The 20,504-nt window shown below is 48.5% G+C and carries 18 protein-coding genes; 7 read left to right on the top strand and 11 right to left on the bottom strand.

The features are described from left to right. Positions 1-2 precede the first annotated feature (2 nt). The 3 genes from mvk to BpJC4_RS05625 form a co-directional block, all read right to left on the bottom strand. Positions 3-950, bottom strand: coding sequence for a mevalonate kinase (gene mvk, locus BpJC4_RS05635; RefSeq protein ID WP_151679900.1), 948 nt, complete (start codon positions 948-950; stop codon positions 3-5). A gap of 357 nt (positions 951-1,307) precedes the next feature. Continuing rightward, complete coding sequence (locus tag BpJC4_RS05630; protein WP_151697625.1) at positions 1,308-2,660, bottom strand: tripartite tricarboxylate transporter permease; 1,353 nt, start codon at positions 2,658-2,660, stop codon at positions 1,308-1,310. A gap of 2 nt (positions 2,661-2,662) precedes the next feature. Further along, positions 2,663-2,902: a hypothetical protein gene (locus BpJC4_RS05625; protein WP_151679898.1), complete on the bottom strand. Its 240-nt coding sequence runs from the start codon at positions 2,900-2,902 to the stop codon at positions 2,663-2,665. Between the two features lie 138 nt (positions 2,903-3,040). Here BpJC4_RS05625 and BpJC4_RS05620 point away from each other — a divergent pair, with 138 nt between their 5' ends. Then, entirely contained in the window at positions 3,041-4,573 is a 1,533-nt protein-coding gene (locus BpJC4_RS05620; RefSeq protein ID WP_151697624.1) for a glycosyltransferase family 2 protein, read from the top strand. 353 nt (positions 4,574-4,926) lie between these two features. Here BpJC4_RS05620 and BpJC4_RS05615 read toward each other — a convergent pair whose 3' ends face one another. Then, positions 4,927-5,121 carry a hypothetical protein gene (locus BpJC4_RS05615; protein WP_151679896.1) on the bottom strand — a complete coding sequence of 65 codons (195 nt, stop codon included), beginning with the start codon at positions 5,119-5,121 and terminating at the stop codon, positions 4,927-4,929. 110 nt (positions 5,122-5,231) lie between these two features. Between BpJC4_RS05615 and BpJC4_RS05610 the strand changes: the two genes are divergently transcribed. From BpJC4_RS05610 to BpJC4_RS05600, 3 genes are all read left to right on the top strand, one after another. After that, positions 5,232-6,212, top strand: coding sequence for an NERD domain-containing protein (locus BpJC4_RS05610; RefSeq protein WP_172967518.1), 981 nt, complete (start codon positions 5,232-5,234; stop codon positions 6,210-6,212). 152 nt (positions 6,213-6,364) lie between these two features. Then, positions 6,365-8,200 carry a glutamine--fructose-6-phosphate transaminase (isomerizing) gene (gene glmS / locus BpJC4_RS05605; RefSeq protein ID WP_151679894.1) on the top strand — a complete coding sequence of 612 codons (1,836 nt, stop codon included), beginning with the start codon at positions 6,365-6,367 and terminating at the stop codon, positions 8,198-8,200. A 327-nt stretch (positions 8,201-8,527) separates the two neighbouring features. After that, positions 8,528-9,463, top strand: a complete 936-nt coding sequence (locus BpJC4_RS05600) for a cation diffusion facilitator family transporter (protein ID WP_151697622.1) — start codon at positions 8,528-8,530, stop codon at positions 9,461-9,463. Here the strand turns inward: BpJC4_RS05600 and BpJC4_RS05595 are convergent. Continuing rightward, the gene (locus tag BpJC4_RS05595; protein ID WP_151679892.1) at positions 9,449-9,934 is read right to left on the bottom strand and encodes a hypothetical protein; all 486 of its coding nucleotides are present in this window, start codon (positions 9,932-9,934) and stop codon (positions 9,449-9,451) included. The genes BpJC4_RS05600 and BpJC4_RS05595 overlap by 15 nt on opposite strands. Before the next feature lie 190 nt (positions 9,935-10,124). Between BpJC4_RS05595 and BpJC4_RS05590 the strand changes: the two genes are divergently transcribed. Next, the gene (locus BpJC4_RS05590; protein WP_151697621.1) at positions 10,125-11,579 is read left to right on the top strand and encodes a S8 family peptidase; all 1,455 of its coding nucleotides are present in this window, start codon (positions 10,125-10,127) and stop codon (positions 11,577-11,579) included. Positions 11,580-12,054: 475 nt separating this feature from the next. Then, positions 12,055-12,696, top strand: a complete 642-nt coding sequence (locus BpJC4_RS05585) for an FMN-dependent NADH-azoreductase (RefSeq protein ID WP_151679890.1) — start codon at positions 12,055-12,057, stop codon at positions 12,694-12,696. A gap of 42 nt (positions 12,697-12,738) precedes the next feature. On the opposite strand, the gene BpJC4_RS05580 is transcribed toward BpJC4_RS05585, so the two are convergent. The 5 genes from BpJC4_RS05580 to BpJC4_RS05560 form a co-directional block, all read right to left on the bottom strand. Continuing rightward, a complete protein-coding gene (locus BpJC4_RS05580; RefSeq protein WP_151679889.1) occupies positions 12,739-13,737 on the bottom strand; it encodes an NAD(P)/FAD-dependent oxidoreductase in 999 nt (332 codons plus the stop codon). A gap of 69 nt (positions 13,738-13,806) precedes the next feature. Next, complete coding sequence (locus tag BpJC4_RS05575) at positions 13,807-14,805, bottom strand: FecCD family ABC transporter permease (protein ID WP_253724291.1); 999 nt, start codon at positions 14,803-14,805, stop codon at positions 13,807-13,809. Beyond that, complete coding sequence (locus BpJC4_RS05570; protein WP_371862176.1) at positions 14,802-15,830, bottom strand: FecCD family ABC transporter permease; 1,029 nt, start codon at positions 15,828-15,830, stop codon at positions 14,802-14,804. The genes BpJC4_RS05575 and BpJC4_RS05570 overlap by 4 nt, the downstream gene beginning before the upstream one ends. A gap of 30 nt (positions 15,831-15,860) precedes the next feature. Beyond that, positions 15,861-16,790: an iron-hydroxamate ABC transporter substrate-binding protein gene (locus BpJC4_RS05565; protein WP_151679887.1), complete on the bottom strand. Its 930-nt coding sequence runs from the start codon at positions 16,788-16,790 to the stop codon at positions 15,861-15,863. 59 nt (positions 16,791-16,849) lie between these two features. Further along, a complete protein-coding gene (locus BpJC4_RS05560; protein WP_151679886.1) occupies positions 16,850-17,665 on the bottom strand; it encodes an ABC transporter ATP-binding protein in 816 nt (271 codons plus the stop codon). Between the two features lie 236 nt (positions 17,666-17,901). On the opposite strand from BpJC4_RS05560, the gene BpJC4_RS05555 reads away from it, so the two are divergent. Continuing rightward, positions 17,902-19,410: a sensor domain-containing diguanylate cyclase gene (locus tag BpJC4_RS05555; RefSeq protein WP_151697619.1), complete on the top strand. Its 1,509-nt coding sequence runs from the start codon at positions 17,902-17,904 to the stop codon at positions 19,408-19,410. A gap of 89 nt (positions 19,411-19,499) precedes the next feature. Here BpJC4_RS05555 and BpJC4_RS05550 read toward each other — a convergent pair whose 3' ends face one another. Beyond that, on the bottom strand, positions 19,500-20,384 hold the full coding sequence (locus tag BpJC4_RS05550) for a nuclease-related domain-containing protein (RefSeq protein WP_253693461.1): 885 nt from the start codon (positions 20,382-20,384) through the stop codon (positions 19,500-19,502). Positions 20,385-20,504 lie beyond the last annotated feature (120 nt).

Genomic DNA, 20,504 nt, shown 5'->3' with positions numbered 1-20,504 from the left:
CCTCATCGTCCTTCCAGTGAAAAATACCACGTCTTTATAGCGCCGGCTCTTTGCAGGGCTGCAGCAACCGTTTCCGCCTTTTCCCGGGTTTCGGCGAGTGCAATTATGCAGCCGCCCCGGCCCGCGCCGGTCAGTTTTGCTCCAAGCGCGCCGGCCGCCCGAGCCGCACCGGTCAAATCGTCAAGCCCCGCATCGCTTACCCCCAAAGCGGAAAGCTGCGCCTGTGCTTCATTCAACAGCTGCCCGAGCCTGAACCCGTCTTTTGCATCCAACGCTTCTTTTACTTCGTATACAATTTTCCCGAGCCGCCCAATTGCCTTGTTGACCATTTCAGGTTCATATTGCCGTTTTTCCCTGATGCTTTTTACGGCCAAAGATGTATCGTGGATCCGCCCGGAATCGGCAACGACCAAATAAAACCGCAGGGAGACCGGCATCGGGCGGACCGGTTTCCCTTTTTCAAACCAGATCGGGTGGTCGTTGATGACTGTCATCATGTCAATGCCGCTCGGATTGCCGTGAGCGAAGTTTTCGGCAATTTGCACGAGCCGCTCCAATTCGGCTTCAGACAGTTTCCTGCCAAAAAATGCGTACAACCCGCGCACGACCGCAACCGCAACCGCTGCGCTGGAACCGAGGCCGCGCCCGATCGGAACGGTGGATTCCAGTTTGATCACAAGATTTTCAGCCGGCTCGTTTAACGTTTTTAATGTTTCTTTTGCACAGGCGGTAATGCCCATCATTTTCGGCGGCGCTTCGTCCATTGCCCCCGTGTAATACAAGCAGTCAATGGAGAGCGGGCCCGATTTCCGGATGACGTTCGCTTCCACCTGCACGAGATGGAACGGAAGCGCGATCGCCGGTTTTCCATAAACGACGGAATGCTCCCCGGCCAAAATCAATTTTCCGTGTGCTGTCCCGGTTGCTGTTTTGCCGGGAATTTTTATCATTGTAACCCCTCGCTTTCCCTCTTGCTTGAAAAATTTTTGCCATACAACTGCGGGCGCCTGAAAATGGTATTTTCGTCATTTCAAAAAGTCTTCTCTTGGATTGTGAACACCTGTAATTGCGCCGTTCGCGGAAAAATTTTCTCTTTAAGAAACCGCGGATCGCTTGAGCTTGTCTGTCATCAATTCGCGAAAGACATGTAAAATTTTTTACCGATCCATAGACCTGCGTCTTGCAGCGATCATTTCTTTTACGTCCATAAAAAGAGCCATTGCTTTGCACGCTCTGTCAGCGTAACGTGCGCGCCATGAAATTCATTGAACAGCTATCCTCATAAAAAAATTTCTTTGCCCAATTCATCAATGGAACAGCGTTACGAGCCATGGCGCCGAATACAACGTCATAAACATAATACCGTAATTGACGCCCCAGCGGTGAAGGGTGCCACTTATAATCCCTATCAATAATACACCAAAAACGTTCATCCAGCCCGCGTCCATGTACGCAAGCAGAAGGACAAGGCCGAAAAACAGCCCAAGAATCGCTTCGTGCGGCACTTTTTTAAACACAAACGCACAGATCGGCTGGGCATATTTTATCGCAATAAAATACGTGATGACAATGCCGATACCCGCGCCAATGATCGTAGCCCAGACAAAATCTCCGCCCGATAAAATGTGGTGCATATTGTGTTTCAGCGTAAAAACAGGCGGCGCGTTAAACAGCGCGTTGGCCGGCCCGATGGCGACAGGCGAAAGCGGAATGCCAAGGGCGATCAGCGGAATGAGCGCGCCTGAAATATAAGTGGCGTTCGCGAGCCCGTTCATGCCGACAATGGCAACCGAAGCTTTTTTTACCGGATCTTTTATCCGGCTTGCAAACAGTTCCCCTAAAAACGTCGTCACGCCGACAGGGCTTAAAATGAACGTAAAGCAACCGATGACAGAAGCGAGCATTCCCGTGGCCCATTCCCGTTTGTCCATCACATGAAACGGATTTAACTGTTTTCTTTCGTAACTGTTATTCTTCAGCACAATTTTTTTCGCTTCAAAACGTTTCAGGCTTTCCCTTTTATCCCGGTTCAACAGTTCAAAAAGGGTGAGGATAACCGGACCGATCGTAATGCCTAAAAAGAAAGAAATTGATACCGTCGTGTCTTTTGGCACGGCGCCGGTTCCCCAGTACAAATAGCGAAGGCCTTCGATCAGCAGCGAAAACGGTAAAATCGAAGCAAGCGCAAGCCATCTGTTTTTGCTCATGAGCGAAAGGAGCACAGCGCCTGCCAGGAATAACGGGTTGGCGTATTCTTTTATGGCACTGGCAAACGGGATCAGGCTTTTTGCAAGCAGCAGGCTGACCGGGACGCTGACAAGAACACCCAAGAAAGACCCGGCGGCCATTTTGCGGATGCTGAGATTGGCGAGCCCGTGTTTTTTCAAAGCGAGCGCATGGTCGACAAGCGGGCTTGTCATGACGCCACCCGGAATGCCTGCGACCGCGGCCGGAATCGAGTCCATCAAATTATTGGCGACAACCGCCGAAATAAAGAAAGCAAGTACAACAACCGGCTGGACGCCTGTCAGCACGAGGACCAATGTAATCGGCACAAGCACCGCGGTTTCGTCCGTTCCCGGTACAATGCCGATGACGGTATAGATGACAGCTGCAAGCACGGCGGCCGCAGCCATTTGTGCGATTAATGCGATATCCATATTTATTCCCCTCTTTCTTCCTCTTCAAAAATCCGTTTTGGCCTGATGAGGATGGTACAAAGGGAAAATCCGATCATTGCGCCGATCAGGCCGAATAACAGCGGTTTCGGCGGGTCGTTTGGCGCCAAAAAATAACCGCCCATAGTTGTGAAACTATTCACAATCAGAGCGATAACCAACTCTTTAATGGAAACAATATCTTCCCAGACTTCAATCAGATCTTTTCTATGTAAACGAAACATCTTCATCTACTCCTGCCATGGTGATTTCCCGTATATTCTATCGAAAATCATTCTCAATTGCAACAAAAGCACGGCCGGTTTCATTTTCAAGAGGATTGAACATACTAGAAACGATATCAAGTTTATGGAGGATGTTTTGTGAAAATCAGCACCATACTGCCTGTTTATAATGTCAAAGCCTATTTGGACGCATGCATGGACAGCCTTGCCCGCCAGACATACCCGGCATACGAGATCATTGCAGTCGATGACGGCTCAAGGGACGGAAGCTGGAGAGTGCTGGAAAAGTGGGCGGAGCGCCTCCCGCAGCTGCGGATCATCCGCCAGAAGCACAGCGGCGCACCGGGCGGCCCCCGGAATAAGGGATTGGCGCTTGCCGGGGGCGACTACATCCATTTTTTGGATCCGGATGATACGATTGACCCGAATTTTTACGAAAGCTCGCTTCAATATATCCGCCGGCATGATCCCGATATGGTCGTGACCAATATTTTAAAATTTAATTCGAAACAGAAATGGCCGGTGTATACGTTCAAACTGCTCAGCCTTTTTCAGGAAAACCGGCTGACCAATTTATATGAAACAAAAAATCTCATCCATAATTTAGGGCCGGCCAATAAAATTTTTAAAAAGGAATTTTTAATGCGCAATAAGCTGCAGTTTCTCGAAGGGCGCCGCTTTGAAGACGTCCATTTTATCACCTGCTGCCTGTATTTGGCGGAAAAAGTGTTTATCAATTGCGATACGCATTATTATTGGCGGAAGCGCGAGCGTTTGCGCAATTTGTCAATTACGCAGAAAAATTTTATGTTCAGGGCCGTGAAAGACCGCGTTTTCATCCACCAGGAAATTGACCGGTTTTTGCTGGAACACGGCCTGCTTGGGCACCGCTATATTAAAGATATCCGCGCGGTTCTTGATTTTACGCGGTATGCGGCTAACTTTTACCGGTATTTGCCACATTCCCGCCGCCGCTTTTTCCCGCTTGTAAACAGCTATCTGCAGCATATTGATGAGCGGGCTTTCGCCTATGTGCCGGAACCCGAACTCGTGCGGGCGCGTTATTTTTTCCTGCGCAATCATATGGCATTTGAGTTTGCCGCAACCGGTTCTGCGTCCCGCGGCTATCTTCCGGTGAAGATGAATAAGCGCGGCAGTCATGTATTTGATTTCCGCCATTTGAAAGGGAAGCATGCGTTTGACCATCTGCTGCCCGCCACGATGCCGGTGCCGAAACATTTAATGCCGGAAAAAGCGGAGCTGCTTAAGGCGGACTTTTGCTCCCGCTCCCTGTCTTTAAAAGGGTTCGGCCAGATCGGTTACTTGCCGCCCAAGTCGAAAAAAGATGCCGGTATTGCGGTGATTTTACAAAACCGCACAACGAAAGAAGAAAGGCAGTTCCCGGCTGTCGTCCGGTTGATGCCGCCGGAAAGAAAAATCGGGTTTATTGCCGCGGTTGATGCCCGGCTTTTGGAAGACTGGCTTGCGCAGCAGCAGGTAGTCGACATTTTTCTTGAAGTGACAGCCGGTTGTTTATCGAAAAAGCTCCGGCTCCATGCCGATCCCCATGCAAAACTCGGAAACTACGGCCGGCTCGGTGAACTGTCAGTGACCAAATACGGGAATGTTTCAGTTGTTCCCGCCACGGCTGAGTTAAGAAAACGGGCGTGAGAATAGTTACCATAGGATGGCACTGCATCCCGGGAATAGGAGTAGTACAAGACCAATACACAATTTCGTATTTGGCATTGCATTTGCCCGAGCCGGTACTTTCGGTGAGGGTTCGTGTCCGCCTGCGATTTAGGATCTGGACGTCATTTAAATTTTTTAGGTGAGGCAAAAGGCGCGATCCTGATAGGTTGCGCTTTTTATCTAGTATACACGGATACCACCGGGTGTATATTTATGAGGACACACTGATTCTTTTGAGATTTCCGCCGATTTTTCCAATGTTTCCGCTGATTTCTTGGACCCCACCGCCGATTTCCAAACCTTTTTCACTGATTTTTTTCGGAATGTCGATGTTATGTTAACTTCTCCAGTATCCGGGTTCTATTCATGGTGCTCTCCCCCTCTTGAATGACTACTTTTGTATCAGTTTGAAACGAACCGCTGATTTTTACATTCTCTCCGCCGATTTTTCCAATGTTTCCGCTGATTTCTTGGACCTCACCGCCGATTTCCGAAGTCTTTCCGCCGATTTCCAAAACGGCTTCCAAAAGAAAATGCCCCGCCCCTAAAAGAAGCAGAAAATTTTCTCATCGATGCAGGAATTTTTACAAGTCGTGTTGAATACTAGTCCAAAAAAATTACAAAGGAGGATTTTCCGTTGATTGAAAAGAAACGAAGTATACCGTTCCGGATCCAGGTGGATGAGGCATTATTGCGAAGGTTGCCGCTCCATCATCCGAAACGCCCGGAAATTGAAAAAGATTTGGCAAAAAGAAAAGCGGGTTTCTCAGGGGAACAGAATCTCGACTATTATTTCAGCTTTCTGCCGGATGATGAGTTTTCCATCTATCATGATCTGCGCATTCAAAACGGCAACTATTATTTTCAAATTGATACTTTCATTTTAAGCCAGAATTTTGCTCTCATTCTCGAAGTTAAAAATATCAGCGGAACGATTTATTTCGATTCGGTTTTCCGGCAGATGATCCGCGAAAAAGACGGCAAAGAAGAAGGTTTTTCCGATCCTTTATCACAAGTCCAAATGCAGGAAATCCAATTAAAAGATTGGGCCGTAAAGCAGCATCTTCTCCTGCCCCCGATTGAAACCCTCATCGTATTCAGCAATCCCGCCACCGTTTTAAAAACTTCTTCCGCCCCGGGCATATATGAGAAAAAAGTATGCCACAGCCACCGGCTTCTGCAAAAAATCAAATCCCTTCAAAAAATCTACCAAAAAAATTTCCTAAGTAAAAAGGACATGCGGAAATGGAACCGGGTTCTACTCCAATCCGATACCCCGCTTGTGCATCAAGATCCGCTCCCTTTCGATCTGCAAACCGCAGAACTGCTCACGGGTGTCCAATGCCCCGTCTGTTGCCGGTACCGGATGAGGCGCCAACACAAAAAATGGTACTGCACGCATTGCGGTGCTTACAGCAAGGATGCGCACAAACAGGCGGTAAACGATTACTTCCTTCTTTTCCACCCTTTCCTTACCAACCAAAAATTATGCGAGTATCTTCATATACAATCCCCAGACTTATCAAAGCGGCTGCTGGCAGGCCTTAAGCTTTCACAAGACGGCGATAACCGGGGAAGAAAGTATTTCTATTCCTCCACTTTTACTGCGAATAAATAACAGGGGGCGCTGCTTGCAGCCATGCCGCACATTACGCCGGCATCGTACTTTTCCCATGCGGAATTGCTTTATTTCCACTCCCGATTCATGTTAGCATTAAAGTATGAATACATGTATTAAAGGAACTGAAGCGATACATTGAGGTGAACAAGATGAGTGGAATCGTAGGGTATATCGGCAAGCATTCCGCGCAGTCGATTCTGCTCGACTGTCTGAAAAAATTGGATTACCGCGGCTATGATTCCGCAGGCATTGCCGTATCTGACATGAAAACGATCGGACTCCGTAAAGAAAAAGGGCGCGTTGAAGATTTGGAAGCATCCCTCCAGCTCGAACCGATCCAGCCCGGCTGCCTCGGGATCGGCCATACAAGATGGGCCTCGCACGGCATGCCGACCGTGGAAAACTCCCATCCATTATGCGATGAAGAAGAGCGCTTTTACGTCGTACATAACGGCATTATTGAAAATTATCAGCAGTTGAAAAAATTTCTCATCGCAGAAGGCCACCATTTTCAAACGGACACCGACACGGAAGTCATCCCGCATCTGCTCGCGCATTATGATACAGGGAATTTTGAAGAAACGGTAAGGATTGTCATCCCGCAGCTAAAAGGGGCGTTTGCGCTTGCAATCATGGCAAAAGACCATCCGAACCAAATCATTGCAATTTCTTACGATAATCCGCTGATCATCGGCTTCGGGCACGGGGAAGCGTACCTTTCTTCGGATATCCCTGCACTGCTTCCATATATAAAAGAAATTTACCCGATCAAAAACGGGGAAATGGCGATTTTGACGCAGACGAATGTGGAAGTCAAGACGCTTTCCGGGGAGAAGATTTTACCGAAAAAAACAGCTGTGCACTGGAGCCATGATGAGCTCAGCCTGCAGGATTACGACCACTACATGTTAAAAGAAATTATGGAGCAGCCGGAAGCGATTAAACGCACGTTAAAAAACCGGTTAGCGGCCGGTGATGTCATCATTCCGGAAGTCGAGGAATTTTTCAAAGAACGGCAGCTTACCGATATTGAAAAAATTACCATTGTCGGCAGCGGCACCTCGCACCACTCCGGCATGATCGGCAAAAAGATTTTGGAGACGATGCTGGATATCCCGGTCGAAGCGGCGATTTCGTCTGAATTCAGCTGCGAACACGGCCATTTAAATGAAAAACATCTTGTCATTGTGATGAGCCAGTCGGGGGAAACGGCGGATACAATTTCGGCCTTGAAAAATGCGAAAAAATTCGGGGCACCGGTGATTGCAATTACCAATTATCGGAAAAGCACATTGGGAAGGAAATCGGACTGTCTCATTTATACACATGCCGGTCCGGAACTCGCGGTCGCCGCGACAAAAGCATACACCACCCAGATCACCGCACTCATTTTGCTTACGATTGTGCTGACGAAAAAACTGAACGGCCCTGGAGAGGATAAAATTCCTGTCCTGCTTGATGCCCTTCATTCGCTCGCCGATGATGTGGAAAAATGCCTCGTCATGACGCAGGATGCGATCGATCAATTCGCACAAGTCACCAATGACCAGGGGCATCTCTTTCTGATCGGGCGCGGGCTTGATTATGTACTGGCATTGGAAGGCGCGCTCAAACTGCAGGAAGTCGCCTATCTCCATGCCGATGCCTACGCGGCCGGGGAAATGAAGCACGGTACGATGGCGCTAATCACACCGGGCGTGCCTGTCATTGCGCTCGCTACGCAGCCGCATTTGCGCGATAAAGCGATCAATAATATTAAGGAGGTTAAGGCGCGCGATGCGTATGTTGTCGGCGTCACCACGACCGGGGATGACGAAGTGAGCGCGGTCGTTGATGAGGTGCTTTACATTCCGGAAGCCCATCCGTTCCTCATGCCGATTTTGGCGGCCATCCCGCTCCAGCTGCTCGCTTATTATGCGGGCACAGTGCGCGGCTACAACGTCGACCGGCCGCGCAATCTTGCCAAAAGCTTAACCGTAGAATAAAAATATGCCAGGCTGCACCAATAAAAAAGCGATGAGTACAGCAGCATGTGCTCACCGCTTTTTTATTGGCTCCGGTTCCTCACCCGCGTCCCTTCTTGTTTTCCCGTACCGGCCGGCCTTTCACGCCTTAACATAGATTATCATATAATATAAATTATAAACAAAGGGCATATTCTTTTATTTCAATAACAATTAGCAAAATAATATTGATTCACATTCTCAATTATATATAAAAAATTCGTTTTAATTGAGAATATCCCCTGTTCATTTTCTCTCCTTTGTGCTACAATACGGGGAAAAGAATAAAAAGGAAGAGGTGTGTGGTTGATGGACTATGATTATCATCACCTTCCCCATGTGAAAGTCCAGTCCAAGTCCAGAACGGCGCTTTGGGCAACGCTGCTCTTAACCTTGTTTTTTACATTCGTGGAAATTGCCGGCGGTTTGATCTCGCATTCGCTTGCTTTGCTTTCCGACTCTGCACATATGGCTTCTGACGTCATCGCACTCCTCTTCAGCATGCTGGCTTTGTTCATGGCGACACGCCCGCCAAACCGCAAGTATACTTTCGGTTATTTGCGCTTTGAGATTATTGCTTCTCTCCTCAACGGCCTCACGCTCACTGCCATTGCCATCGGAATTTTTATCGAAGGAATCAAACGTTTTATCCATCCGCAAACGATTGATTTTAAGTGGATGCTCATCATTGCGTCCATCGGGCTTGTTGTCAATATCGCCCTCACGGTTGTCCTGCACCGGAGCACAAAAGAAGAGGAAAACTTAAATGTAAAAAGCGCTCTGTGGCATTTTATCGGGGATTTGTTGAATTCGGCCGGCGTCATTATTTCCGCGCTGCTGATTTACTTTACGGGCATGAATTTTTTCGACCCGCTGATCAGCATCATCATCGGTGGTGTGATTTTTTACGGCGGCGCGAAAATTATCCGCGAATCTTATCTCATTTTGATGGACACCGTGCCGGACGGTTTTGACCTCGAACAAATCCGCGCCGATATGTACGCAATTGAAGGCATTGAAGATGTCCATGACATGCATCTGTGGAATATCTCATCCGACCACTGTTCGCTGACCGCCCATGTATTTGTTAAAAACGGGTGCGAACCGCTGCATGTCATTTTGGCTGTGAATCAAATGCTGGAAATAAAATACGGCATCCGCCATACAACCATCCAAACGGAAGATCCTGCCATCCATGACCATGCCGATTATCTCCGTCAAAAAAAACGTTTAGCCGGCGCCTGAAACAGGTGCGGCTTTTTTATTTTCCAAGTGGGTAATCCATTTGAAAAAAGCGAGCAGGATCAAAAGCAAAACCGGGTTCATAACCACCGAATAATGCAGTTTCCACCAGCCGTAATGAAAATAACCCCATGGCGCGGGAAGCAGAGCAAAGCTTTCATACATCAATAGCAACACTTCCCACCCGAAAATATATAGGACCTTTTTCATAAGCGACTTTTGGAGCGGAAACCAGTTGAGAAACAGGATATTGACAGGCGGAATCAGAAAGATCATGCCAGGCAGATTCACCCAATCAATGCCTTTTGAAAAATACCAATAGCCGTGGTATTTATAATCGACAAAAGTATCAAAAATCAATTGAAAAGCGATTGTAAATGTCCAAATTTGCACAACTTGGCACGGCGCCAGCCGCTTGTTGGCAAAAAAAGCAACCGTATTAAACAAGATGATGGCAGCAAAATACCCAATCATTTTTCGCCCTCGCAATCGGCAGTGAGTTTTCTTCAATAGCTTGTGTACATGCCGTTTTTCTATGCATCCGGGCTTCCGGACATTGCCGCGGAATCCACATGAAACCTTTCCAATAAAAACCGGCTCTCACAAACTTCCAATCTGCTATAATTGTGGAAACGGCATTGTTCAATTATAGGAGGGATTTTTCATGCCGGTTTCAAAATATTGGAGAAAATCTGTACTCGTTGCCTTATCTTTCCTCCTTGCTTTCCCGATTACGGCAGACCAGGTTCGGGCAAAAGGAAAAATGGAAAATGTAATTGTGACGTTTAAAGAAGATGTCCATAAAAAAGCGATCACGGAAGTCAACGGAAAAATCGAACAATCTTATGAACATATTCCGGCTGTGTCCGGTAAAGTGCCGGCATCCAGAGTGGCGGAGCTCGAGCATAACGATGAAGTCAAAAGCGTTGAACCGGACCAGCAGGCCGAAATCAGCGGGCAAACCGTTTCCTGGGGCATCGTGAAAGTAAAAGCATCAACTTCATGGAAATCCGGGGATACCGGCAAAGGCGTGAAAATCGCCATTATAGATACAGGCATCGCAAAACATGCCGATTTGTCCATCGCAGGCGGCGTTTCCATGATCTCATCAAGTTATAATGACAACAACGGGCACGGCACCCATGTTGCAGGCATTATCGGTGCCAAAAACAACTCGCTCGGGGTGGTGGGCGTTGCGCCAGGAGCCAGCCTTTATGCGGTGAAAGTCCTCGATTCAAAAGGAAAAGGGGACCTGGAAGATGTGATCAAAGGCATTGATTGGTCGATCGCGCATAAAATGAATATTATTAATTTAAGCCTCGGGGTCAAGGATTATTCGCCCGCCCTCAAACAGGCAGTGGATAAAGCATACAAAGCCGGCATTCTTGTCGTGGCTGCAGCAGGTAATAACTCTACATCCAAGACAAAATCCACAACGGACAATATCGATTATCCTGCCAAATATGCATCGGTCATTGCCGTAGGGGGAACCGATGAAAATAACGATCATGCGCCGTTTTCTTCCATTGGGAAAGAATTGGAAGTTTCAGCGCCGGCCATTGACATTCTCAGCACTTATATTTCAAAAGCGCACCCTTATGCCAGGATGGACGGCACTTCCATGGCTGCCCCGTTTGCCTCGGGGGCACTCGCCCTTTTGATCCAGAAATATCCGGGAAAAAGCGCGGCATGGATCCGTTCAAAACTTGACAGCTCGGTGCACGATCTCGGCCCGAAAGGAAGGGACGTTTATTTCGGCTACGGTCTTGTGCAGGCGCCCGGCCTTGCAGCAAGTGTTTCATCTGCGAAATCCTCTTTCCAGGCATCTTTGACGACCGACCATTCAACATATAAAAAGGGAAGTTCCATCCAGATCACCGAAAAAGTTTTCAATCAGTTTTCGAAAAAAGCCATTCCGGGAGCAACCGTCAAGTTAACGCTGAAAACAGCAAAAGGTGTTGTGAAAACCGTGACCGTGAAAACCAATACGAAAGGCACCGCCACCTACAAATTTTCAACGGCATCCCAATCGTACAGGGGAACCTACACGATTTCCGCAACCGTGAGCAAGTCCGGTTACTACACCCGCACCCAGTTCAAAACGGTAAAAGTGGAATAAGCGGCAGTGACGCCGCTTTTTTTGCGCAGTTTGCGTAACAGTTCTTTCCCCCTGCTACGCTGATTTATTGCACTTGCCCGCCGATTTTTTTGGCATCTCCGCTGATTTCCCGCACATGTCCGCCGATTTTTCCCCCACTTTCGCTGATTCCTCAATGATACTAGCAGGGAGACCGACAAAAGTTCCTGGCTCAAACCTGTTTTGAAGGGATTGCGGGGCATTTCTCCTGTTTCCCCCGCGGAAAAGTCTGCCATGGTTTCAACCGGGAACGCCAACCTTTGATACACGGCACCACGCCGTCACGGTTACAGTATCCGTTTGCGGAATGCTCACCCGGGCCTCACATTACAATATCTTGTCACATTTAAAAAACTCTATATGATTGCCGCTTTCATTTCACTATGTTACAATTTTCACATAGAAACAGAGGATTTTTTGTGAATAAGATCACAATCCACAACCGAGGTGAACGACAATGGCCCGTATTTTATTGATAAAATCTTCCCCACTCCCGGACGCGCTTTCCAGAAGCACGCAAATTGCCCGCATTTTTCTTGATGAAACATTGAAGCTGCATCCTAACGACACAGCCACTGAACTTGATTTGTACAATATGGACTTGCCGCTGATTGATCTGGATGTTTTAACCGCACGTGACAAACAGCGCCGCGGGGAAACCTTGACTGTTGAAGAAGCGGCAAAAATAAAAACACTTGATACACTGGCTGACCAGTTTATCGGGGCGGATAAATATATCTTCGTTTCGCCGCTTTGGAATCTCGGCATCCCGCCATTATTAAAGGCCTATTTTGATGCCATTACGGTCGCAGGCAAAACATTCGCCTACACCGAACACGGCTCCAAAGGGCTTTTGAAAAATAAAGTTGCCATCCATATCCACGGCTGCGGCGTCGTTTACTCCGACGGCAAAATTCCGCAGTTTGCCGATCCGTATGTGCGCGGGATTTTAACATTCTTCGGCGTAGATGTCCTCCCAACCATTTTTGTCGAAGGCATCGACGAACATCCGGAAAATGCGGAAGCCATTTTGGCAAAAGCGGCCGAAGAAGCGCGGGAAGCCGCAAAACATTTTGACGTTCATACCGTATTGGCTTAAGCAAAAAATTTCAGCGCCCGTTTCCAAAGCGGGCGCTTATGTTTATTTTGTGAATCTTTCATGATGGGTCGAATACATCGCCATCAGTTCGGCATCCGGAGAAATATATTTTGCCGCGCTGTTTACCGCAACCGGTCCCTCCGCAAACCCGCCGGCAATCAGTTTTAACTTATGCGGATAGGTCACGGCATCCCCGGCGGCAAATATACCGGCGATATTCGTTTCCATTGCTCCGTTTACCACAAAACGCCCTTCCTGCATAGCGAGTCCCCAGTTTAAAATTCCACCGTAGTCCCCGTAGATCCCATGGTTGACAATAACGGCATCCGCCTCTAGCCAATGCATTTCTCCTGTATCCGCATGTTCTATTTCCACACGCCGGATCGACTCCCCTTCCCCGTACAGTGATTTTATTTTATACGGCGTAAAAACTTCCGCTAATTTTTTCATTTCACAAACCTGCCGTTCAAATCCGCCGAATAGATCGCGGCGATGGATAACCGACACTCTTTCCGCTACCGGCGCCAGTTCATTCGCCCAATCAACAGCCGCGTTTCCTCCGCCTGAAATGACAACGCGTTTATTCCGGAAAACTTCCAGCTGCTCTATAGTATAATAAAGATTGCCGGATTCAAATCGTTCCGCCCCTTTTACATCCAGTTTGACCGGTTTAAAAATGCCGGCACCAGCCGTAAGAATGATTGTTTTTGTATGGTGGGGTTCCCCGTTATCCGTTTTTAAAAGAAACGAACCGTCCGGCATCCGCTCCAAACCGGAAACATGCCGGTTGCAGAGAATCGCGGGAGCAAATGTTTTTGCCTGGCCGATAAGCGCACGAACAAGGCCGGCACCGGTGACCGCCTGTATACCGCCGATATCGCGGATCGTTTTTTCCGGGTAAAACTGCGTTATCTTCCCTCCCAGCTCTCCGCTGCTTTCCAGCAATTTCGTTTTTAAGTTCCGCATGCCGCTGTAAAAGGCTGTAAACAAGCCGACCGGCCCTCCGCCGACAATGGTTACATCATATAAATCATCCGCCATGTTGATTCCTCCTTTTTCCAGATAGATCAAAGCACCCGCACAAATATCATAAACAGACTGGCAAACCGTTCAATTTTTCACCATTAAATACAGGAAATAAGGCGCGCCGATCACAGTCACGACAATCCCCGCCGGAATGCCGCTTGGATCAAGGATGACCCTACCGATCGTGTCGGCTCCCAGAAGAAGAACCGCCCCAAGTAAAGCGGCAACCGGCAGGAAAAAACGGTGCCGCGGCCCGACGAGTCGTTTTGCAATATGCGGGGCCATCAACCCGATAAACCCGATTCCCCCCGTCACGGACACAGATACCGAAGCAAGGGCGGCCGCTGTAAAGCCAAGCAAAAGATTTTCGCGCCCAATGTGCACCCCCAACCCGACCGCAGCATGTTCATGCAGGCTGAGTACATCAAGCGTATTCGATCTGAAAAACACAACCGGGACGAGAACGGCTATCCACGGCAACAGTGCAAGCACAAATGCCCAGTCATCCCCCCAGATCGTCCCCGCCAGCCAGCGTGCGATAAAATCATACTGGTCACGGTTGAAATGGGAAGCGAGCGCGATCATCGCACCGGAAAATGCCGAGGAAAGCCCCGCTCCGGTCAATACCATTCTCTCCGGCTGGATCCGCTCCCCTTTTTTGAATGACAGGACGTAGATCAAAACAGCAGCCGCTATGCCGCCGAGTAGTGCAAAAACGGGCAGAATATAAAGGAAGGACGACGGTTCAGACGTAAAAAAAGAGATAAAGACCGCAACCATTAAACCGGCGCCGGAATTGATCCCGAGGATACCGGGGTCGGCAAGTGGATTGTGTGTCATACTTTGCAGCACCGCCCCGGAAACTGCAAATCCGATACCGGCAAAAAAGGCAACAAGCATACGCGGCAGCCTGAATTCATATAAAATCAGATTTTCCGCATCCGTTCCGCGCCCGGCCAGAGTGGCCAACAGCCTGCCCGGGGAAAGCGAGATGTAACCCGAAGCCATGCCGGCAATAAAAACAGCAGCCAGCAAGAGGGCGGCGCCAGAGAAGGCAAAATAAAATTCCCACCGTTTCTTCACCGCAGTTTCCCTCCCCGCCTCGCAAGATAAAGGAAAAAGGGAACGCCAACCAGTGAAACGACGGCTCCGACCGGCGTTTCATACGGTGCATTGATCGTGCGTGCGGCCGTGTCTGCCAACACAAGCAGGACCGCGCCAAAAACGGCGGAACAGGGAAGGATCCAGCGGTAATCCGCCCCGACAAGGGACCTTGCGAGATGTGGAACCATCAGCCCGGCAAAAGCGACCTGGCCTGCAAGCGAGACGGCAGTACCGGCCAATATCAACACGATCAGGAGCAAAACGGTTTTCACCGCAAATGTACGCTGGCCGAGCCCTTTTGCTGTCTCCTCTCCGAAACTTAATACGGTAAGGCCCTTTCCCATCAGAACCGCCAAAAACAAACCGGCGGCTGTAACCGGAAGGACCAGTTCCAATTGGGGCCATGTGGTTCCCGACACCCCGCCCGCGCTCCAAAAAGCCAAGTCCTGTGACAGTTTGAAATAAAGGGCAATTCCTTCCCCCAAAGATGTCAGGAGCGCGGAAACAGCCGCTCCCGCCAATGTAAGGCGGAGCGGCGTTAAGCCCCCTTTTTTCAGCGATCCGAGGCCGAATACAATCCCCGCCCCTGCAGCCGCACCGATAAATGAAAAGAGCATTTTGGCGCCAAAAGAAGCGTGCGGAAAAAAGGCAAACAGGCAGGCCAGCCCCAAGCTTGCCCCCGCATTCAAGCCGAGCAGGCCGGGATCGGCAAGCGGATTGCGCGTCATGCCCTGCATGATGGCGCCGCTCACTGCAAGGGTGGCACCGACAACAGCGGCGCCAAGTTCACGCGGGAGCCTCAAACTCATGATGATGCGGTCCGCTTCCCTTGCCGGTTCATAATGAAAAACCGCCCGCCAAACGGCCGAAAACTGAATGTCCGCCGCACCCGCTGAAATGGCCGCCGCAATGCTTGCCACAAGCAAAACCATCCCGGCCGCCAAAACCGCCATTCCGGCCGGCCGCAGTGAAGCATGGCCGCGATTTTCCTTTTTAACTTCCATCTGTTTCACCGCCATCTACATGTATTTGAATCATTTTCCGGCTGACTGGAATTCTTTTACAAGGAGATCCAATTGTTTTTCCACGGAAATGGGATCATTAAAATAAAAGTTTTTCGAATCCACTTTGATGACACGGCCTTTTTTCACCGCCGGAAGATCTTTCCACACATCCGTTTTCATAAAAGCATTATCGCTTTGTCCGCCCCAGCTGGCCACAACAAAATAATCGCCGGCATATTTCGGGATGGTTTCCGTTGAAATGGCTTTATAACCCGGGCCCTGCACAACCTTTTTCACGGATTCTGGCATCTTGAGGCCGAGCGCTTGATAGATGACTTCCGTACCGCGCCCCCAGTTTTCTCCGTAAATATACAATTGCTTCGAATAATCCTCCAGTACCGTAACGGTTGCATTTTCTCCGATTGCCTTCTTCACTTTTTTGCTTGCCGCCTTTGATTTCTTATTCCATTCATTTACCCAAGCTTTGGCCTGCTTTTCTTTGCCGACGAGTTTGCCGATCTCGACAAATTGTTCCAAATAATTCCGTTTATCGTATGTATATGCAACTACCGGCGCAATTTTCGACAGCTTCTTGATGTTTTTGTCATTGCTGTACGCGATGATCAAATCCGGCTTGAGTGCCATGATTTTATCCAAGGAATCGGATGTCACGACTTCTGCCTTGTCCAATTTGTTTCCGTAATACGTATTATCTTTTGCATACTGGCTTACGCCAACCGGTTTGATGCCCAATTTCAAAAGATAGCCGGTATAGGTAAAAGTGGTGTCGACAACGCGTTTTGGCTGCACCGGCACTTTGACTTTTCCATTGTCAGCCTGGTAAGTTTTTTTCTCATCCGTTTTCTTATTTTCTCCGCTTCCGGTCTGATTCCCGCACGCTGAAAGCATAAGCAGAAAAATGAAAGAAAAAATCATAAAAGCCTTCGTGTGTTTTTGCATGTTTATCCTCCATCCTATTAATAATGATAATCATTATCAATTAAAATAAAAAAGAATTCCTATGCCATTTTTTCAATTGCCTGTCCGTATTCCTTAGCCAAATCATACGATAGACAAACCGGTTTTCCTGTTTTGCGGTCGAGGGCAATTTCCGCGTCAATTTGGAAAACGTCCCGCATCATCCCGCGCGTCATCACTGTTTCCGGACTTCCATGACGGTAAATCTCCCCGTCTTTCATCGCCACCATGTAATCGGAAAAACGCGCCGCCTGGTTCAAATCATGAATGACCATGACAATCGTCCGGTGTTCGGCCCGGTTTAAATGCTGTAAAAGTTTCAGCACTTCAAGCTGATGGGACAAATCCAAATAAGTGGTCGGCTCATCCAATAAGATGATATCAGTGCCCTGCGCGAGCGCCATCGCAATCCATGCCCGCTGCCTTTGCCCGCCTGAGAGCGCATCTACTTCGCGGTCTTTCAGCGGAAGCATGCCGGTTGCCTGTAATGCCCAGGACACGGCTTGATGGTCTTCCGCCTTTAATTTTCCCAAACCTTTTTGGTGCGGATACCTGCCGAATGACACAAGCTCGGATACGGACAAACCTTCCGGTGCATCAGGGGACTGCGGCAACATGGCCAGCTTTTGGGCAACTTTTTTGGTGGATTGTTTTACCACTTCTTTTCCGTCCAAATAGACTGCACCCCTGTTTGGAAAAAGAATGCGCCCCAATGTTTTCAAAAGCGTCGATTTTCCGCATCCGTTCGGCCCGATGATGGCTGTAATTTTGCCGTCCGGTATTTCCAGACTTATATTTTTAATGATTTCTGTTTCTCCATAGGCAACACGAATCCCATCGGCATGCAGTTTCGGCATAACAGTTCCTCCTGTAATTTTGTGACTATTCTTGAAAATGATTATCATTTTCATTTATATTTTATTTGATTGACAATTTTGTGTCAATTGCTTTTTTCATTGTTTTTCGCCGCTTTTGTATCCTCTGTTCGGATGATATGCCTTTACGAGATGGGAAATACGCCCCATAATATATATAAGAAAAATTTTAACCGCACGCCGGGGATGCGGCATGCGGGCGAAGGGACAAACAACGAGTGGGATTGCGCAAAAAAGTATTCATCTGGTCTGCCGTTTTACTAATCTTATTGCTGTTTTCGGTTTATTTTATCATCGGTTCCTTTCTTGAACATACGTATTCACATCTTGAGCAGGATCAGATGTACCAAAAACTGCACCAGTTAAACGACGTGTACAAAAACAGTTTGCAAAATTTGGGCGAATTCACCCATGATTATGCTGCTTGGGATGATACATATGCGTATATCCTTCATCCGGGGAAAAAGTATGAAGCCTCCAACCTCGTCCCAGGCACCTTCGCTACATACGACGTTGATTTTGTCGTTTATTTGAATGCCGGGCAGCAGATCGTCTACGGCAAGCAATACAATCCAATTACCCGTAAATTAGAAAACATCCAAAGCACCGCTTGGATCCGCCGGTACCATCTTGCACGGCTCATGCGGCCGGGTGAAAAAAAATCCGGGCTGATCCGCTCCGGCAACGAAATTTATATGGTTTCAGCGCAGCCGATCCTCAAAAGTTCCGAGCAGGGGCCTTCCAGAGGGACGCTGATTTTCGGAAAAAAACTGGATGACGCCCAAGTTCGCAAACTATCAAAAATTGCCGGGTTCTCAGCATCGCTCTCTTCAAAGCCGAAACCGTCCGAAAATGCATCTCCTTTTCGGGTCAAAACCTCCAATGAACATGCGATCAAAGGTATCCTAATATTGAATGATTTGAATGGAGACCCGGCTGCCACGCTGTCCGTCCAAAGCAAGAGAATCATCTATCAAAAAGGGCAGCAAGCCATTTTTGCTTTTTTAATCACTTTGCTTGCTGTCGGAGCGATTCTTTTGCTCGCACTTTATTTTGCGCTCGATCATCTTGTCGTTTCCAGGATCGTCACACTCATCGAAACGATCCGCTATATCCGGCAAAGCGACCGGCTTTCAGCGCGCGTGCTTGCAAGGGGGAAAGATGAAATCGGGGGTTTGGCTAAAGAAATCAACGGCATGCTGTCCTCCCTCCAAGCTTACCAGCAGCAACTTTCGAGGCAGGCCTTTTACGACCCGCTTACCCATCTGCCGAACCGGCTTTTGCTAATGCAGAAACTGGACGAAATCACGAAAAAACAAGACGGGCATACAGCGATTTTGTTTCTTGATTTGGACGGATTTAAAGAGATTAATGATACATACGGGCATGCTTGCGGAGATATGCTGCTTGTGGAAGTCGGACGCAACGTGCTCCGGCAGCTGGAGGAAGGGGATTTATTTTGCCGCCTTGGCGGGGATGAGTTTATCATGCTCCTTTCAAACTGGGCAAACCGGACGGAACTGCTCGGCAAAGTCCACGCTGTGATCCGTGAAATAAGCCGACCTGTTGAAGTCGAAAGCCGGGATGTCACGGTGACGGTCAGCATCGGCATTTCCCTTTACCCGGACAACGGAACGGATCCGGAAGAACTCATCCAAAAAGCGGATGAGGCGATGTACCGTGCAAAAAGGGCCGGCAAAAATTTATACGATTTTTATGCGTTTTAATGCCGGTTCCCCGCCCCCCCAAGCTGCACCTGAGATTTTACACCCTTCCTGCTCCACATTCATTGAGGAAGGGAACTTCTTTCGGAAAGCTACCAACAGAGGCCCATTTCTTGGAGCAGTTTGGCAGTTTTTTCGGCGCCAAGGCGAAGAAAATCGCATAGATCCTGTTCAACCGCTGTTTTGCTGACAAGCAGAAAGAAATCTTCAATGGCCTGCCGGTGGGAAATTTTATCCGCATGCCCGCAATATTGGCAACGCCACACTTCATCTTTGTATTCCATTTCAAAACGCCGGCATACCGGGCATCGGACGCCCATGTACATCGCATCCCAATCGATTTTGAACGGAAAAATTTCAGCCGGCGGATGATGCGTCAATAAATGTTTTTCCCATTTTTTGAAATGTTTGCTGTCCAACACAGGCTGGCCGTACAGATCTCGCAGCCTGTTGATTTTGTAAACGGCCTGGTTTGCCAGGCAGATTTTTTGCTCGTCGGCGGTATTGGCTGGAGGAGCTTTCACTTCAGCTGTTTCATGGCAAAAGATAACCAAATATTCCACCGGCAGTTCCGGCAGATGCCGCGCCCGTGCCCAAGCCTGCAGGAAGCGTTTTTGTTTTTGGAGGCGGTAAAACGGATCGGGCCAACCTTTTTCGGCCTTCCCTTTGTGCTGGATCAGCTGGTCAAAAGCCGGATCCATATAAATCGTGTCGGACAGGTGGTTGTATTCGATGATCAGAACAAAAGCACGCGTGAGGATGAGTGTATCGATGAGCGTACGGCTGCTGCCGTTTTTAAAGGGGAGACCCTGGAAAACGAGGAGGCCGTCCCGCGGGAGAAACGCTAAATAGTCGTCCGCCCTCTTTTCCCTTTTGTATTTCGCCTTTCTTTTTTCGACATACCGCTCAATATCCCGGTACATCGGATGCCTTTCGGGAAGCCTTCTCAAATAAGCCTGCCCAACCTGGATTTCCACGGGACATTCCCGCTTTTTTGCGATCACTTTTGATTTCCCCTTTTTAAGGATGAGTCTTTTTTATTTTATTAGAAATTTTTATTTTTATTCGAAACAGTTGACATCAAACTGTGATAAATG

This window comes from Weizmannia acidilactici, from assembly GCF_008974185.1.
Taxonomy (GTDB): domain Bacteria; phylum Bacillota; class Bacilli; order Bacillales; family Bacillaceae_C; genus Weizmannia; species Weizmannia acidilactici.
The sequence above is the reverse complement of the archived record's forward strand: the minus strand, read 5'-3'. Positions and strand labels throughout refer to the sequence as shown.

Excerpts from the sequence above, each read along its gene's own strand:
- BpJC4_RS05600 (WP_151697622.1), top strand. The coding sequence starts at position 8,528 with ATGGACTATGATTATCATCACCTTCCCCATGTGAAAGTCCAGTCCAAG.
- BpJC4_RS05625 (WP_151679898.1), bottom strand. The coding sequence starts at position 2,902 with ATGTTTCGTTTACATAGAAAAGATCTGATTGAAGTCTGGGAAGATATT.
- BpJC4_RS05580 (WP_151679889.1), bottom strand. The coding sequence starts at position 13,737 with ATGGCGGATGATTTATATGATGTAACCATTGTCGGCGGAGGGCCGGTC.
- BpJC4_RS05590 (WP_151697621.1), top strand. The coding sequence starts at position 10,125 with ATGCCGGTTTCAAAATATTGGAGAAAATCTGTACTCGTTGCCTTATCT.
- BpJC4_RS05585 (WP_151679890.1), top strand. The coding sequence starts at position 12,055 with ATGGCCCGTATTTTATTGATAAAATCTTCCCCACTCCCGGACGCGCTT.
- BpJC4_RS05560 (WP_151679886.1), bottom strand. The coding sequence starts at position 17,665 with ATGCCGAAACTGCATGCCGATGGGATTCGTGTTGCCTATGGAGAAACA.
- glmS (WP_151679894.1), top strand. The coding sequence starts at position 6,365 with ATGAGTGGAATCGTAGGGTATATCGGCAAGCATTCCGCGCAGTCGATT.
- BpJC4_RS05565 (WP_151679887.1), bottom strand. The coding sequence starts at position 16,790 with ATGCAAAAACACACGAAGGCTTTTATGATTTTTTCTTTCATTTTTCTG.
- BpJC4_RS05630 (WP_151697625.1), bottom strand. The coding sequence starts at position 2,660 with ATGGATATCGCATTAATCGCACAAATGGCTGCGGCCGCCGTGCTTGCA.
- mvk (WP_151679900.1), bottom strand. The coding sequence starts at position 950 with ATGATAAAAATTCCCGGCAAAACAGCAACCGGGACAGCACACGGAAAA.
- BpJC4_RS05570 (WP_371862176.1), bottom strand. The coding sequence starts at position 15,830 with ATGGAAGTTAAAAAGGAAAATCGCGGCCATGCTTCACTGCGGCCGGCC.
- BpJC4_RS05595 (WP_151679892.1), bottom strand. The coding sequence starts at position 9,934 with ATGATTGGGTATTTTGCTGCCATCATCTTGTTTAATACGGTTGCTTTT.